The organism is Streptomyces sp. TLI_053 (assembly GCF_900105395.1).
Taxonomy (GTDB): Bacteria; Actinomycetota; Actinomycetes; order Streptomycetales; family Streptomycetaceae; genus Kitasatospora.
Genome location: NZ_LT629775.1, coordinates 436605 through 450858 on the forward strand (window position 1 = coordinate 436605; position 14254 = coordinate 450858).

Genomic DNA, 14254 nt, shown 5'->3' on the forward strand with positions numbered 1-14254 from the left:
CGTCACTCCTTCGTGGTGGGCGTCCCGCCCGCCGGGTGGTTCTCGAGAATCAGGTGGCCGACGGCGGTGTTGGACGCCGGCACGTGGTAGAAGCGGTGCTTGACCTCGGTGCGGCCCGCGCCGTCGACGTCGCTCATCGCTCCCCGGGCGATCAGCCACATGACCAGCTCGATGCCCTCGGAGCCGGCCTCCTCGACGTACTCCAGGTGCGGGACCCGGGCCAGGCCCTGCGGATCGGTGATCAGACGGTCCAGGAAGGCGTTGTCCCACGCGCGGTTGATCAGACCCGCGCGCGGCCCCTGGAGCTGGTGGCTCATGCCGCCGGTGCCCCAGACCTGGACCTTCAGCGGCCGGTCGTAGGACTCGACGGCCCTGCGCAGCGCCCGGCCGAGCTCGAAGCACCTGGCGCCCGAGGGCACGGGGTACTGCACCACGTTGACGTGGAGCGGGATCACCCTGCACGGCCACCGCTCGACGTCGCCGAACATCAGCGACAGCGGAACGGTCAGGCCGTGGTCGACGCTCATCTCGTTGGCCAGGGTGAGGTCGAAGTCGTCGCGGATCAGTGAGTGGGCGATGTGCGCGGCCAGGTCGGGATCGCCCTCGGTCCCGGGGACCGGGCGGGGTCCGTAGCCCTCGTCGGCGGTGGGGCAGGCGGCGCCGGTGCCGAGCACGAAGGTCGGAACCATCGACTGGTCGAAGGCGGAGGCGTGGTCGTTGTAGACCAGGAGGATCACGTCGGGGAGGTTCTCGCGCGCCCACCGCCTGGAGTACTCGTAGCCCTCGAAGACGGGCCGCCAGTAGGGCTCGTCGGTCTTGTGGTGGTCCATCGCCGCACCGATCGCCGGCACGTGCGAGGTGAAGACCGCGCCGGTGACGGTCGCGTGCCCGGCGGGCGGCCTGCGGTCGGCGTGGGCGGCTTCGAGGACGGCGTGGTCGATCCGGTTGCCCTCGACCGAGCGGCCGCCGCGCAGCATCATGTCGCGGTACTCCTGCTCGGTCATGCCGGTCATCGAGCCCGCCATCTGCTGGAACGACAGTCCCAGCGTGGCGCCCCACTTGGCGAGGAAGTAGATGTTGCCGCCCTCGCGCATCGCGGCGTTCAGGTCGCGCTCCAGCAGCGCCCGCTTCTGCTCCTCCCGCAGCGGCCAGGCGTCCAGGTAGGCGCGCTCGTCGGCGAGGTACAGCTCGCGGTTGTCGGCCGTCATCAGCGACATGCAGAACTGGTTGAGGTGGTAGCCCCTGGCGGACTGCTCGGCGTCGAAGACGGTCGTGCCCGGGACCAGCTGGTAGGTCTTGTCCAGCGACATGCTGGGGCTCCGATCGGGTGGCGGGTCAGTCGGCATCGGGCCAGTACAGGCGCATCGGGTTGTCGACGAGGAGCTTGTGCCGCAGGGCCGGTGTCGGCGCGATGTGCGGGAGGAAGTCGACGAGCAGGCCGTCGTCGGGCATGTGGTCGGTGAGGTTCGGGTGGGGCCAGTCGGTGCCCCACAGCACCCGGTCGGGGAACTCCTCGACCACGCGCCGGGCGAACGGGACCACGTCGCGGTACGCCGTCCGCTCCCCGTGCAGGGCCGGCGGGCCGTCCACCGACAGCCGCTCCGGACAGGTGACCTTGCACCAGATGTCGGGCCGGGCCCGCAACAGGTCCAGGAACACCTCGAACTCCGGGCCGTGCGGGTCCTTGGTGACATCGGGGCGGCCCATGTGGTCGACGACCAGCGGCACCGGGACCGAGAGGAGGAACTCGCGCAGCTCGGGGAGGTCGGCCGCCTCGAAGTAGACGACGACGTGCCAGCCGTACGGCCTGATCCGCTCGACGACGTCCCACAGCTCCTGCCGCGGCGCGGCGTCGACGAGCCGCTTGACGAAGTTGAACCGCACTCCGCGCACGCCGGCCTCGTGCAGTTCCCTCAGTCGCGCGTCCGCGGTCCCGGGTCGCACCGTCGCGACCCCACGGGCAAGGCCGCCCGACGCCCGCAGGGCGTCGACCATGGCGCTGTTGTCGGCGCCGTGGCAGGTCGCCTGGACCACGACCGTGCGGGCGAAACCCAGCCGGTCGCGCAGCGCGAACAGCTGCTCCTTGGAGGCGTCGCAGGGGGTGTACTTGCGTTCGGGGGCGAACGGGAACTCCGCACCGGGGCCGAAGACGTGGCAGTGCGCGTCGACGGCGCCCGCGGGCAGCCGCAGCTCCGGGCGACTCGGAGCTGCGTACCAGTCCAGCCAGCCGGGGGTCTTCTCGAAGGCCGGGGCCGGGGTCGGGGTCGGGGTCGGGGCCGGGATCGGGGTCGGGGCCGGGATCGGGGCCGGGGTCGGGATCGGGATCGGGGTCGGGTTCATCCTCAGTCCTCGTACCGAAGCCCGAGCGCGCCCAGCGGGCCGCGCATGCCGTAGATGTCCAGGCCGAGTTCGCCCGCGCGGAACCTCGCGCGCTTGCCCGCCTCCCCCGCCTCCCGCGCGGCCGACGCCTCGGCGACCTCGGCGGCCCGCTCGCGCGGCACCACGACGACGCCGTCGGCGTCCGCGACGACGACATCGCCGGGCCGCACCAGGGCGTTGGCGCAGACCACCGGCACGTTGACCGAGCCGAGGGTGGCCTTCACCGTGCCCCTGGCGTTGATCGCCCGCGCGAAGACCGGGAAGTCCATCTCCTCCAGGTCGGCCACGTCGCGCACGCCGCCGTCGATGACCAGCCCCTGGCATCCCCTGGCGCGGAAGGACGTGGCGAGCAGGTCGCCGAAGAACCCGTCCTCGCTCTCGGTCGTGCAGGCCGCGACCACGACATCGCCGGGGCGGACCTGCTCGGCGGCGACGTGCAGCATCCAGTTGTCGCCGGGTTGCAGCAGGACGGTCACCGCCGTACCGCAGAGCCGGGCCTTCGGGTAGGCGGGGCGCAGGTAAGGACGCATCAGCCCGACCCTTCCCATGGCCTCGTGGACGGTCGCCACGCCGAACGCCGACAGCGCGGCGACCGCCTCGGGGGCGGCGCGGGTGACCGACGTGCGCACGACACCGATCTCGGTGTGCTCCATGTGTTCCTCCTCGTGGGTTCAGCGGCCGGACGCGGCCGGGCGCGCCGCGAGCCGCGCGGCGAGACGGGGGTGGACGCGCAGGGCGTTGCCCGCGTAGACGGCCGCCCGCTCCTCGTCGGAGAGGTGCGGCGTGGCGTCCACGTACCGCTTCGTGTCGTCGAAGTGGTGGCCGGTGCGCGGGTCGACGTCGCGGACCGCGCCGATCATCTCGCTCGCGAACAGGAGCGACCGGCTGGGGACCACCCGGGTCAGCAGGTCGACGCCCGGCTGGTGGTACACGCAGGTGTCGAAGAAGACGTTGTCCAGCAGGGTCTCGGGGTCCGGCCTGCCGAGCGCCATCGCCAGGCCGCGGAACCGTCCCCAGTGGTAGGGCACCGCGCCGCCGCCGTGCGGGATCACCAACCGCAGCGTGGGGAAGTCGGCGAACAGGTCGCCCTGGACCAGTTGCATGAACGCCGTGGTGTCGGCGTTGAGGTAGTGGGCGCCGGTGGTGTGGAAGGCCGGGTTGCACGAGGTGCTGACATGGATCATGGCCGGGACGTCGTACTCGACCATCGCCTCGTAGAGCGGGTACCAGCTGCGGTCGGTCAGCGGCGGTGCGCTCCACCGGCCGCCCGACGGGTCGGGATTGAGGTTGACCGACACCGCGCCGAGCTCCTCGACCGCACGGCGCAGTTCGGGCAGGCAGGTGGCGGGGTCGACGCCGGGCGACTGCGGGAGCATCGCGCCCATCGCGAAGCGGTCGGGGTGGAGCGTGCTGACGCGGTGGACGAGGTCGTTGCAGATCCGCGCCCACACCGACGACACGTCGAAGCCGCCGATGTGGTGGGCCATGAAGCTGGCCCGCGGGGAGAAGACGGTCAGGTCGCTGCCGCGCGCGTCCATCAGCCTCAGCTGGTTGTCCTCGATCGCCCGGCGCAGGTCGTCGTCGGTGACGACCAGGTCCCCGGGGTCGGGTGCTTCGGCGGCGGAGCCCGCCGCCGCCACCTGCCGCTCCCGCCATTGCGCCACCTGTGCGGGTGCGGTGGTGAAGTGACCGTGACAGTCGATGATCATGGCTGCGCTCTCCTGGAAGGGGGACGTCCGGGTCAGGCCCGGCTGCCGGTGGGCCAGCCGGTGTACTGCTCGGCGAGGAAGGTGCGACCGGCCCGGGTGCCCACCGCGTTGTCGAGCTCGCCGAGCTGGCGCCGCAGGTCGAACGGCGTGGCACCGGGCGCGGTGTGCAGCAGCCCGGTCATCCAGGACGAGAAGTTCTGTGCCCGCCAAACCCGTTGGAGGGCCTGCGGCTGGTAGTCGTCCAGCGCGGCCGCGCCTTCGCTGCCGAGCGCGCGCAGCAGCACACCGGCGAGGACCTTCACGTCGTGCAGCGCCAGGTTCAGCCCGCGGGCGCCGGTCGGCGGTACGGTGTGCGCGGCGTCGCCCGCCAGCGCCATCGAGCCCCAGCGCATCGGCTCCTGCACGAAGGAACGGAACCGCAGCACCGTCTTCTCGAGGATCGGCCCCTCCTTGAGCCGGAAGCCGTCCTCGCCGGCCACCCGTTCCTGGAGCGTCCGCCAGATGCGCTCGTCCGGCCAGGCGTCGACGCTCTCCTCGGGGGCGCACTGGAAGTACATCCGCTGCACGCTCTCGGTGCGCTGGCTGATCAGCGCGAACCCGTGCCCGGAGTGGGCGTAGACCAGCTCGGGTGCGCTCGTCGGCGCCTGCGCCATGATGCCGAACCACGCGAAGGGGTAGTCCTTGCCGTAACGCACCCGCCGGTCCTCGGGGACCAGATCGCGGCACATGCTGCGCGATCCGTCCGCACCGACCACGTAGCGCGCCCGGACCTCGTGGCGGGCCCCGTCGGGCGCGGTCCAGCGCACCCGGGGAGCGTCGGTCGCAACGTCCAGGACCTCGGTGTCCCTGACACCGAAGCGGACCGTGCCGCCGTCGCGCTCCCGGGCGTCCGCCAGGTCGGTGAACACATCGGTCTGCGGGTAGAGCCACACCGACGCGCCGACCAGTTCCCTGAAGTCGACCCGGTACGGCCGGCCGCCGAACCGCAGCTCGACGCCCTCGTGCTCGTGGCCCTCCCGCAGGATCCGCCCGGAGACACCGGTCTCGACCAGGTCCCGGGCCACGTCCGCTTCGAGGATGCCCGCCCGGTGCGTCGCCCCGATCTCCTGCCGGGTGCGGGTGTCGAGCACGACCGTCTCCACCCCGGCACGCCCGAGCAGGTGGGCCAGCATCAGTCCGGCCGGGCCGGCACCGACCACGGCGACGGGGACCGTGGCGACGGTGTCGACGACGTCATCGGCAGCATCAACGGCATCGGCATCGGCGGCATCAACGCCGTCGGCGGCGTCAACGGCATCGGCCATGGCATCTCCTGAGCGGTGGTACGGGGTTGCGGACACCCCGAACGCTGGCATCCCGCCCCCCGCCCCGTCGCCGCTCTTTCCGCCAGGCGGAAACCCCGGAGCGTCAGGCCGTCGTCCGGGCCCGCCGGCCCAGCTCCTCGGAGATCCCCCGCACAGCCCTCAGCAACGGCTCGCGCAGCCCCCGCGCACGGCTCGCCCCCCGCGCGGCGACGACGATTCCCAGGGCGGCGCTCACCGGGCCGGCCCGACCGATCCGCACCGGCGCGGCCACCGCGACCGAGCGTTCCGAGAGCTGCCGGTCACTGACGAACACCTGCTCGCGGCGGATCCGGTCCAGCTGCGCGCGCAACGCCTTCGGGTCGGTGACGGTGTACGGGGTCCAGGCCCGCAGCGGCGCTCCGAGGACCTCCTCCTGGATCTCCCCGGGCGCGTGCGCCAGCAGCACCCGGCCCATCCCGGTGGAACCGACCGGGAACCGCGACCCGACCATCGTGACCACCTCGACCGACCCGTGCCCCGCGATCCGTTCCACGAACACCAGCTCCGTGCCCTCGCGCACCGCGAGCTGGACGTTCTCGTGGGTCGCCTCGTAGAGGTCCTGCATGAACGGCAGCGCCGCGTCACGCAGGATCTGGGTCCTCGGACATCCCGAGGCGATCTCCCACAGCCGCAGCCCGACGTGCCACGATCCGTCCTCCGCGCGCTCCAGCGCCCCCCAGGCCGCCAGCTCCGTCAGCACGCGGTGGGTGGTGCTCAGCGCCAGGCCCGTACGCTGGGCGATCTCCGACAGTGTCTGCGACGGGTGCTCACGGTCGAAGGCCGCGAGGACCTCGAGAACCTTTCCGGCCGCCGTGCTCCGGGGTGTGATCATCCGGCCAGTCTCGCAGACCGGCGCGAAGCCTCCCGGCACGCGTCGTACCGGCTGCCGGCTCCCCAGGAGGCGATGTGAAGCAAGAGATCTCCGGCCTGTCCTCGATGGCGACGCGGCCGGTCCTGGCCGACCTCTCCGAACACCTCCGGCACACCCGCGGCATCCAGCTGCGCTTCGAGTCCGCGGGCGGGGTCGTGGTCGCCCGGCGGGTGCGCGAGGGCGCCGAGGCCGACCTGCTCGTCCTCGCCGAAGGAGCGCTGGCCGAACTGGAGCGGGAAGGGCTCGTGCTCAGGGGCACGGCACGCCCGCTGTGGGTCTCCCAGGTCGTCGCCGCGGTGCCGGCCGGGGCGCCGGTACCGGCCCTCGACTCGGTGTCCGACCTGCGGGCCGCGCTCCTGTCCGCGACGGGGATCGCGTACTCCACCGGTCCCAGCGGAACGGCCCTCATCGGGCTGATCGCCCGGCTGGGGCTCACCGACGCGCTCTCGGAGCGACTCGTACAGGCGCCGGCGGGGGTGCCCGCCGGCAGTCTGCTCCCCTCCGGCCGGGCCGACCTGGCATTCCAGCAGCGCAGCGAGCTGACGGACCTGCCGGGCGTCGTGGTCGTCGGCCCGCTGCCGGGCGACACCGCGATCAGCTCGGTCTTCGGCGGGGGCGTCCTGGCTTCGTCCGGGCGGCCGGGCCGGGCCCGCGAGGTCCTCGACCTCCTCGGGTCCGAGGCGGCGGCGGGGATCGCCCGCGCCAGGGGCATGGAGGCGATCGGGTAGCCGGGCCGGCACGAGGCCGGACAACCCCTAGCCGAGTGCGGCGCGGGCGCGGTCGAGGTACGCGCGGAAGGCGGTGCGCTCGCGGGCCGTGAAACCCGTGAGCATCTCCTCCTCCAACTCCCCGACGGCCGGGGCGTAGCGGGCCAGCAGGGCACGGCCCTCGTCGGTGAGGCCGATGACGTGGCGGCGCCGGCTCGCCGGGTCCGGGGACCTGGTGATGAGGTGCCGGCGTTCCAGCGAGCCCACCAGGTCGGCCATGGACTGCGGCCTGACGAAGGAGTTGCGGGCCAGCTCGGCCGAGGACATGCCGTCCCGGCGTTCGAGCACGGTCAGCGCGGTGTACTGGAGGGCGGTGACGCCCGCGGGCTTGAGCAGCTCGTCGAGCCGGGCCCGGGTGGCCAGCTCGACCTGCTTCACCGAGTACAGCAACGACGGCGGAGCCGTGTCCGTCACAAGCCCTCCTTCATCATCAGGAAACCTGTCAAAAATTCTAGCCCGACCCCCTTGCCCGCCGGCACCGCGCCCTCCGATACTCAGGATTCCTGATGATTGAGGAGCCTCCCTTGAGCACGCTTTCCATCGACCGCCGCGACGGGGTGGCGGTCCTGACACTCCGCCGCCCGGCCAAGCGCAACGCCCTGGACGACGCCACCGTGCTGAGCGTCGAGCGGTTCTTCCGCAAGCCGGGCGCGGACGTCCGGGCCGTCGTCCTGGACGCCGAGGGCGACCACTTCTCGGCCGGGCTCGATCTCGGCGAGCTGACCGAGCGGTCCACCGAGGAGGCACTGGAGCACTCGCTCATGTGGCACCGCGTCCTCGACACCGTCGAGGACGGGCGCGTTCCCGTGGTGGCCGCGCTCAAGGGCGCGGTGATCGGCGGCGGACTGGAGCTGGCCGCGGCCGCGCACATCCGCGTGGCCGAGCCGTCCGCCTTCTACGCGCTGCCCGAGGGACAGCGCGGCCTCTTCGTCGGCGGCGGCGGCTCGGTCCGGATCCCCCGGCTGATCGGCGCCCACCGGATGGCGGACATGATGCTCACCGGCCGCGTCCTCGACGCCGCCGAGGGCCAGGCCCTCGGCCTCTCGCACTACCTCACCGAGGAGGGCGGGGCGCGCGCCCGGGCCCTGGAGCTCGCGCAGCGGATCGCGGCCAACGCGCCGCTGACCAACTTCGCCGTCCTCCAGGCGCTCCCCCGGATCGCCGAAGCCTCCCCGGCCGGCGGCCTGCTGCTCGAATCCCTCATGTCGGCCGTCGCGGCCGGAAGCCAGGACGCCCAGCAGCGGATGCGGGCGTTCCTCGACGGCCGCGCCGCGAAGGTCGCCCCCGCGCACGGCTCCCACCGGAAGGACACCGCCCGATGAGCGAGATCCTCAGCACCCCCGGCCCCGCCGTCAGGGACGAGTCGGAGATCGGCCGCTACCTCCGCTGGCTGGAGTCCCGGCGGCAGCTGGTCTTCCCGGACTACGACAGCCTGTGGCAGTGGTCCGTCACCGACCTCGACGGCTTCTGGTCCTCGGTCTGGGAGTTCTTCGACGTCCGCCCCCACACCCCGCCCACGGCCGCCCTGGGCCGGCGGTCGATGCCGGACACCGAGTGGTTCCCCGGCGCGACGCTCAACTATGCCGAGCACGCACTCGGCCGCGAGGAGGACCTCGACGCCGTCGCCGTCGTCGCCCGCTCCCAGACCCGGCCGCCGGTCGAACTGACCTTCGGCGAACTCCGCGACCAGGTCGCCCGGGCCCGCGCCGGGCTGCTGCGCCTCGGCGTCCGCGAGGGCGACCGGGTCGTCGCCTACCTGCCGAACATCCCGGAGACACTGGTGGCCTTCCTCGCCACCGCGAGCATCGGCGCCGTCTGGGCGGCCTGCGCCCCGGAGTTCGGCCCGCGCAGCGTCGTCGACCGGTTCGCCCAGCTCGAACCGAAGGTGCTGCTGACCGTCGCCGGCTACCGCTACGGGGACCGGCACGTCGACCGCCGCAGCGAGGTGGCGGAGATCGCCGCCCGGCTGCCCACCGTCGAGCGGGTCGTCCACGTCCCGTACGGTCCGGACACCGTCCCCGACGCGCTGGGCTGGACCGAGCTGCTGGCCGAGCCGGGCGAACTGTCCTTCGCACCCCTGCCGTTCGACCATCCGCTGTTCGTGCTCTTCTCCTCCGGCACCACCGGCATCCCCAAGGCGATCGTCCACCGGCACGGCGGGATCCTCCTGGAGCATCTGAAGAACAACGCGCTGAGCTGGGACCTCAAGCCCGGCGACCGGATGCTCTGGTTCAGCACGACCGCCTGGATGCTGTGGAACACCCTCGTCTCGGCACTGCTCGTCCGCGCCTCGATCGTCATGATCGACGGCAACCCGGTCCACCCCGACCTGCGGGAGCAGTGGCGGATCGCGCAGGAGACGGGGACCACGCTGATGGGCGTGAGCCCCGGCTTCCTCATGGCCTGCCGCAGGGCCGGGATCCGGCCCGCGGAGGAGTTCGACCTCTCCCGGCTGCGGCAGATCGGCGCGGCGGGCAGCCCGCTCGCCGCCGACGGATTCCGCTGGGTGGCCGAGCAGTTCGGGGACCGGGTGCTGCTGAACGTCGGCTGCGGCGGCACCGACGTCTGCACCGGCATCCTCCAGGGCGGCCCGCTCCAGACGGTGCGCGCGGGAGAGATCTCCGGCCCCTGCCTCGGGGTCGCCGCCCACGCCTACGACAGCCGGGGCGAACGGGTCGTCGGCGAGCTGGGCGAACTGGTGATCACCGAGCCGATGCCGTCGATGCCCCTCGGCTTCTGGGGCGACACCGACGGCTCCCGCTACCGGGCCGCGTACTTCGAGCAGTACCCGGGCGTGTGGCGGCACGGCGACTGGGTCCGGTTCGCCCCCGAGGGACACTGCGTCGTCGCCGGACGCTCCGACGCCACCCTGAACCGGGGCGGGGTCCGGCTCGGCACCGCCGAGTTCTACGCCGTCGTCGAGGACCTGCCCGGGATCGAGGACAGTCTGGTCGTCCACCTCGAGGACCCCGAGGGCGGCAACGGGGAACTGCTGCTCTTCGTCGCCGGCCCCGGGGAGCTCGACGACACCCTCCGCACGGGGATCGCCCGCGCGCTGCGGTCCGCGCTCTCGCCCCGGCACGTCCCGGACGTCATCGAGCGGGTGCCCGCCGTCCCGCGCAACCGCACCGGCAAGAAGCTGGAGGTGCCGGTCAAGCGGATCCTGCTCGGCGCGCCTCCCGAGTCCGTCGCCGGCGCCGACGTCCTCGCCGACCCGCGTTCCCTCGACCCCTTCGTCGAGTACGCCGCCGCACGGGCCGCGGACGCCGCCGAGCCGGACGCCGACGCCGACGCCGCCGAGCCGGACGCCGACGCCAGCGGGCCGGCCGCGGGATCCGGGCAGGCCACCGGCGCCGGGCACGGGAGCTCGTCGTGAAGGTCGCCGTCGTCGGCACCGGGGTCATCGGCGCCTCCTGGACCACCCTCTTCCTGCTGCACGGGCACGAGGTCCTCGCCAGCGACCCCGCGCCCGGCGCGGAGGAGCGGCTCCGGGCGGCCGTCGCCGCCGACCAGCGCCGGCTGTCGTTCGTCCCCGACCTCGCCGAGGCCGTCGCCGACGCCGACTTCGTCCAGGAGAACGGCCCCGAGCGGCCCGACCTGAAGGACGAACTCTTCGCCGCCCTCGACGCCGCCGCCCCGCCGGGGACGGTCCTGGCGAGCAGTTCCTCCGGGCTGACGCCGTCGCGGATCCAGCGGGCCTGCACCGCCCATCCCGAACGGGTCCTCGTGGGACACCCGTTCAACCCGCCCCACCTCGTCCCGCTGGTCGAGGTCGTACCGGGCGAGCGGACCGCGGAGGCCGCCGTCGAGACGGCCGTGCGGTTCTACCGCAGCCTGGGCCGCCGCCCGATCCGGCTGCGCCAGGAACTGCCCGGCCATGTCGCGAACCGCCTCCAGGCCGCACTCTGGCGGGAGGCGTACTCCCTGGTCGAACGCGGCGCGGCGAGCGTCGCCGACATCGACGCGGCCATCGCCCACGGCCCCGGCCTGCGCTGGGCACTGCTCGGGCCCTTCCTCAACCAGCACCTCTCGGGCGGCCCGGGTGGCATCGCGCACGTCCTGGAGCACCTCGGCCCGCCCATGGAGGAGTGGTGGGCCGACCTCGGCACGCCCCGCCTCACCCCCGCGCTGAAGCGCGCGATCGCCGAGGGCGTGGACGACGCGCTGGCCGGGACGACGGCCGCCGACCTCGTCGCGGAACGCGACGCCCTCCTGTCCCTCCTCCTCGACGCCAAGAACCGGACCCACCACCTGTGAGCACCCCCATGACCCCCGCCGACGCGATCGCCATCGACTTCCACGTCCACGTGGAACAGGACGCCCACGGCCACCTCGCGCTCGACCCGGAGCTGATGGACGCCTCGGCCGCCTACTTCCGCTCCGGCCAGGACCGCACGCCGACCGTGGAGCGTCTGGCCGCCTACTACCGCGAGCGCCGCACGGCCGCCGTCGTCTTCACCGTGGACGCCACCACCGGCCTGGGCCACCCCGCCCTGTCCAGCGAGGAGATCGCCGCGGCCGCGGCCGCCCACCCGGACGTCCTGATCCCCTTCGGCTCGGTCGACCCGCACCGCCCCGACGCCGTCGCCCGGGCCCGCGCACTCGTCCTCGACCACGGCGTGCGCGGCTTCAAGTTCCACCCGAGCCTGCAGGCGTTCGCGCCGAACGCCCGTGAGCACTACCCGCTCTACGAGACGATCCAGGAACTGGGCGTCCCCGCCCTGTTCCACACCGGGCAGACCGGGATCGGCGCCGGCCTGCCCGGCGGGCGCGGCATCAAGCTGCGCTGGTCCGACCCGATGCTCCTGGACGACGTCGCGGCCGACTTCCCCGGCCTGACGATCGTCCTCGCCCACCCGTCGGTGCCCTGGCAGGACGCGGCGATCTCCGTCGCCACCCACAAGGCCAACGTGTACATCGACCTGTCGGGGTGGTCGCCGAAGTACTTCCCGCCGCAGCTCGTGAAGGCGGCCGGCTCCTTCCTCCGGCACAAGGTGCTGTTCGGCTCCGACTACCCCGTCGTCACACCCGACCGGTGGCTGGCGGACTTCGACACCCTCGACATCAAGCCGGAGGTCCGCCCCCTGATCCTCAAGGAGAACGCCGCCCGCGTCCTGGGCCTCTGACGACGCACACTCCGACGGCACACCCGGTGCGGGCGGCGGCACGCGGTGGTCCACCGGTGCCCGTTGCCTCGGCGCCGCTGCCCGCACCGGGCCGCGGGGCGGGCTCCGGGCGGGCTCTGGGCGGGATGGCGGTCCCTGGATCCGGTGACCTCGTCGGCCGGTCCCCCGGAATCGGGCACCGGATCCGTGACGATGGCCTGACCGGTCGACAGCCACGCCACGAGGAGCAGCCATGTCGCACATCCCCACCGACCTGCGGTTCGCCGAGACCCACGAATGGGCCCGTCAGGAGGCCGACGGCACCGTGACCGTCGGAATCAGCGACCACGCCCAACGCGCGCTCGGCGACGTGGTCTTCGTCGAACTCCCCAAGGTGGGCAGCACCCTCGCCGCCGGGGAGCCCGCCGGCGTCGTGGAGTCCGTGAAGGCCGCCTCCGACATCTACGCACCCGTCGGCGGCAAGGTGACCGCCGTCAACGAGGAACTCTCCGACTCCGCCGAACTCCTCAACGAGGAGCCCTACGAGTCGTGGATCTTCAAGGTCAAGCCCACGAACAAGACCGACATCGCCCAGCTCCTCGACGCGGCCGGCTACAGGAAGGCCATCGGCGAATAGGCACGGGGGATCCAGCCGGACCCCGTGGCGACCCGCGTCCGGGCGGGCCGCCGCGGGTGGGCGGCCCGCCCGGACACGGGTCGCACAGGACAGCGCCTCCATCGACATCCGCCGGTCCCGGAGGAGCGGCCGCATCCGTCGACCGGCCTACCGCCGGTGCTGTGCGCGCAGGCCGTTCAGCAGCTGACCGACGTGCTCGGCGGCCCGGGCGGGTTCGAGCGGCCGATGGCCGACCAGGAGGCGGTACCAGAACAGGCCGAAGAGCTGGTCGGTGGCGGCGTCAAGATCGGCGGTGGCCGGGAGTTCGCCGCGTTGCACGCCGCGGCCGAGCAGCGTGAGGACGACGGCCCGCCTGCTCTCCACCCACTCCCGGAACGGCTCGGCGAAGGCGGGGTCGAGCTGGGCCTCCGCCATCAGGCCGCGCAGGGTCCGCACCCGGAGCGGGTGTGCGGTGACGCCGTAGAGGGCGGTGGCGAAGGCGGTCAGGTCGTCGGCGACCGCGCCGGTGTCGGGTTCGGGCATCCGCTGCTGGACGGTCGTGCGGTAGGCCTCCATGACCAGCGGGGCCTTCGACTTCCACCAGCGGTAGATGGTGCTCTTGGCGACACCGGCACGGGCGGCGACGCGTTCGACGGTGACGGACTGGTAGCCGAGCTCCTCGACGAGTTCGATCGCGGCGGCGAGGACGGCGTCGCGGGCGTCCTCGTTGCGGATCCGGCCGCCGGTGCGGCGGGTTGGGGGTTGTCCGGTAGGCACGTGAACACGCTAGCAGTGTGCTAGCTTTAATCGAAACGCGACGGATCGTTTTGATTTAGGGGAGTGGATCGATCATGAGCGAGATCGTGGTGTCGCACGGCTACGGCGCGGGCGACGACAGCGTCTGGTTCCCGTACCTGACCGAACAGCTCGCGGCCGCCGGACACCGGGTCACCGTGCCCCGTCTGCCGGACAGTGCCGCCCCCCGGCTGGAGCCGTGGCGCAAGACCTACGGCGACGCCGCCCTGGCCGCCGGCCCCACCGGTTCCACCGTGCTCGTCGGTCACAGCATCGGCGGAGTCAACGTGCTGCGCTTCCTGGAACAGCACGACCCCGACACCCAGGGGGTGTTCGCGGGCGTCCTCCTGGTGGCGACCTCGGCGCACGAAGTCGGCTACGACGCACTCGCCGAGTTCTTCGAGGGCGGCTTCGACTGGGCGCGGATCCGCCGCTCCGCCCGCCGGTTCCGGGTCCTCCAGGCCATGGACGACCCGGTCAACCGGCCCGACCCGACCGAACACGTCCGGCTGCTCGTCGAGGGCCTCGGCGCGACCGCGGTACTGACCGCGACCGGCGCCCACTTCGGGGCCACCCCGGACGACCACGTCGAGGTGCCGGAAGCGGTCCGACTGGTCACCGAACTGCTCGGAGCCTGACCGGCCCGGGCGCGCACCCGGAGCGATCGCG

The 14254-nt window shown here is 73.1% G+C and carries 15 protein-coding genes; 7 read left to right on the forward strand and 8 right to left on the reverse strand.

What is annotated here, in order from left to right; all coding sequences use genetic code 11:
* Window positions 1-2: 2 nt before the first annotated feature.
* The 6 genes from ligA to BLU95_RS01530 all read right to left on the reverse strand — a co-directional run bounded on the left by ligA (window position 3) and on the right by BLU95_RS01530 (window position 6263).
* On the reverse strand, window positions 3-1310 hold the full coding sequence (gene ligA / locus BLU95_RS01505; protein ID WP_093858303.1) for a protocatechuate 4,5-dioxygenase subunit alpha: 1308 nt from the start codon (window positions 1308-1310) through the stop codon (window positions 3-5).
* Between the two features lie 25 nt (window positions 1311-1335).
* The gene (locus BLU95_RS01510; RefSeq protein WP_093858304.1) at window positions 1336-2340 is read right to left on the reverse strand and encodes an amidohydrolase family protein; all 1005 of its coding nucleotides are present in this window, start codon (window positions 2338-2340) and stop codon (window positions 1336-1338) included.
* A 2-nt stretch (window positions 2341-2342) separates the two neighbouring features.
* On the reverse strand, window positions 2343-3032 hold the full coding sequence (gene ligK, locus BLU95_RS01515) for a 4-carboxy-4-hydroxy-2-oxoadipate aldolase/oxaloacetate decarboxylase (protein WP_093858305.1): 690 nt from the start codon (window positions 3030-3032) through the stop codon (window positions 2343-2345).
* Window positions 3033-3050: 18 nt separating this feature from the next.
* On the reverse strand, window positions 3051-4088 hold the full coding sequence (locus tag BLU95_RS01520; RefSeq protein ID WP_093858306.1) for an amidohydrolase family protein: 1038 nt from the start codon (window positions 4086-4088) through the stop codon (window positions 3051-3053).
* A 32-nt stretch (window positions 4089-4120) separates the two neighbouring features.
* On the reverse strand, window positions 4121-5392 hold the full coding sequence (locus BLU95_RS01525) for a 4-hydroxybenzoate 3-monooxygenase (RefSeq protein ID WP_093858307.1): 1272 nt from the start codon (window positions 5390-5392) through the stop codon (window positions 4121-4123).
* A 103-nt stretch (window positions 5393-5495) separates the two neighbouring features.
* Window positions 5496-6263, reverse strand: a complete 768-nt coding sequence (locus tag BLU95_RS01530; RefSeq protein ID WP_093858308.1) for an IclR family transcriptional regulator — start codon at window positions 6261-6263, stop codon at window positions 5496-5498.
* A gap of 74 nt (window positions 6264-6337) precedes the next feature.
* Here BLU95_RS01530 and BLU95_RS01535 point away from each other — a divergent pair, with 74 nt between their 5' ends.
* Window positions 6338-7030, forward strand: a complete 693-nt coding sequence (locus BLU95_RS01535; RefSeq protein WP_093858309.1) for a substrate-binding domain-containing protein — start codon at window positions 6338-6340, stop codon at window positions 7028-7030.
* 27 nt (window positions 7031-7057) lie between these two features.
* Here the strand turns inward: BLU95_RS01535 and BLU95_RS01540 are convergent, their stop codons facing one another.
* Complete coding sequence (locus BLU95_RS01540; RefSeq protein ID WP_093858310.1) at window positions 7058-7483, reverse strand: MarR family winged helix-turn-helix transcriptional regulator; 426 nt, start codon at window positions 7481-7483, stop codon at window positions 7058-7060.
* A 110-nt stretch (window positions 7484-7593) separates the two neighbouring features.
* Between BLU95_RS01540 and BLU95_RS01545 the strand changes: the two genes are divergently transcribed.
* The 5 genes from BLU95_RS01545 (at window position 7594) to gcvH (ending at window position 12811) form a co-directional block, all read left to right on the forward strand.
* The gene (locus tag BLU95_RS01545; protein WP_231978186.1) at window positions 7594-8391 is read left to right on the forward strand and encodes a crotonase/enoyl-CoA hydratase family protein; all 798 of its coding nucleotides are present in this window, start codon (window positions 7594-7596) and stop codon (window positions 8389-8391) included.
* Entirely contained in the window at window positions 8388-10445 is a 2058-nt protein-coding gene (locus BLU95_RS01550) for an acetoacetate--CoA ligase (RefSeq protein ID WP_093858312.1), read from the forward strand. Before BLU95_RS01545 ends, BLU95_RS01550 begins: the two co-directional genes overlap by 4 nt.
* Complete coding sequence (locus BLU95_RS01555) at window positions 10442-11326, forward strand: 3-hydroxyacyl-CoA dehydrogenase NAD-binding domain-containing protein (protein ID WP_231978187.1); 885 nt, start codon at window positions 10442-10444, stop codon at window positions 11324-11326. Before BLU95_RS01550 ends, BLU95_RS01555 begins: the two co-directional genes overlap by 4 nt.
* Window positions 11327-11334: 8 nt before the next feature.
* The gene (locus tag BLU95_RS01560; RefSeq protein ID WP_093858313.1) at window positions 11335-12195 is read left to right on the forward strand and encodes an amidohydrolase family protein; all 861 of its coding nucleotides are present in this window, start codon (window positions 11335-11337) and stop codon (window positions 12193-12195) included.
* 232 nt (window positions 12196-12427) lie between these two features.
* Window positions 12428-12811 (forward strand): glycine cleavage system protein GcvH, encoded by a 384-nt coding sequence (gene gcvH, locus BLU95_RS01565; protein ID WP_093858314.1) that lies wholly within the window; start codon window positions 12428-12430, stop codon window positions 12809-12811.
* A 147-nt stretch (window positions 12812-12958) separates the two neighbouring features.
* Here gcvH and BLU95_RS01570 read toward each other — a convergent pair whose 3' ends face one another.
* Complete coding sequence (locus BLU95_RS01570) at window positions 12959-13567, reverse strand: TetR/AcrR family transcriptional regulator (protein WP_093858315.1); 609 nt, start codon at window positions 13565-13567, stop codon at window positions 12959-12961.
* Between the two features lie 74 nt (window positions 13568-13641).
* Here BLU95_RS01570 and BLU95_RS01575 point away from each other — a divergent pair, with 74 nt between their 5' ends.
* Window positions 13642-14223: an alpha/beta fold hydrolase gene (locus tag BLU95_RS01575; RefSeq protein ID WP_093858316.1), complete on the forward strand. Its 582-nt coding sequence runs from the start codon at window positions 13642-13644 to the stop codon at window positions 14221-14223.
* Window positions 14224-14254: the final 31 nt, after the last annotated feature.